The organism is Streptococcus sp. HMSC072G04, assembly GCF_001813295.1.
In the GTDB taxonomy this organism is placed as follows: Bacteria; Bacillota; Bacilli; order Lactobacillales; family Streptococcaceae; genus Streptococcus.
In genome coordinates, this window is record NZ_KV812029.1 from 1 (window position 1) to 757 (window position 757).

Below are 757 nucleotides of genomic sequence, written 5' to 3' on the forward strand. Positions count from 1 at the left end.
TATGTGACTTTCAGTCCGTCTCGCTCCGTTAGGTGCGAGACAAAAAAACCACCCGCTATGCGGGTGCGCATCGAAGGTTATACCAAAAAAACTCCAAACGCGATACAATTAAGGTGTTCAAGCCAATTGTAAAGCGAAAGGAGAAAAATATGGCTCAAAAAGCACATAGTTTATCACACACAAAGTGGATGTGTAAATATCACATTGTGTTCACCCCTAAGTATAGACGAAAAGTGATCTATAATCAATATCGAAGTAGTTTGGGAGAAATATTCCATAGATTATGTAGTTATAAAGGTGTTGAGATTATCGAAGGCCATTTAATGCCAGATCATGTTCATATGTTGGTAAGCATTCCACCTAGAATTAGTGTTGCAAGCTTCATGGGATATTTAAAAGGTAAAAGTGCTCTAATGATGTTCGATAAACACGCAAATCTGAAATATAAGTTTGGAAATCGACATTTTTGGGCAGAGGGATATTATGTAAGTACAGTTGGCCTCAATGAAGCCACAATAAAGAAATACATTCAGGAACAAGAGCGAAAAGATATTGCTTTAGATAAGTTGAGTGTAAAAGAATATGAAGATCCCTTTTGGGATAGTGGCAAGTAGTACGTATACCTCTTTGAGAGGTCTGTGACGAGTCAAATGCAATAAGGCTTGAACAAAGTGAAAGCCAGCGTCTTTAGGCGCTGGCTAGTTATCTGGGCTTATAGCCCTGGTACAAACCACCCGTTTGACGGGTGGTCATGATT

General features: G+C 39.1%; 1 protein-coding gene. It reads left to right on the forward strand.

The annotated features are described in order from the left end of the window. The first annotated feature begins 149 nt into the window (after positions 1–149). A complete protein-coding gene (tnpA, locus tag HMPREF2904_RS06660) occupies positions 150–614 on the forward strand; it encodes an IS200/IS605 family transposase (protein ID WP_070661206.1) in 465 nt (154 codons plus the stop codon). Positions 615–757: the final 143 nt, after the last annotated feature.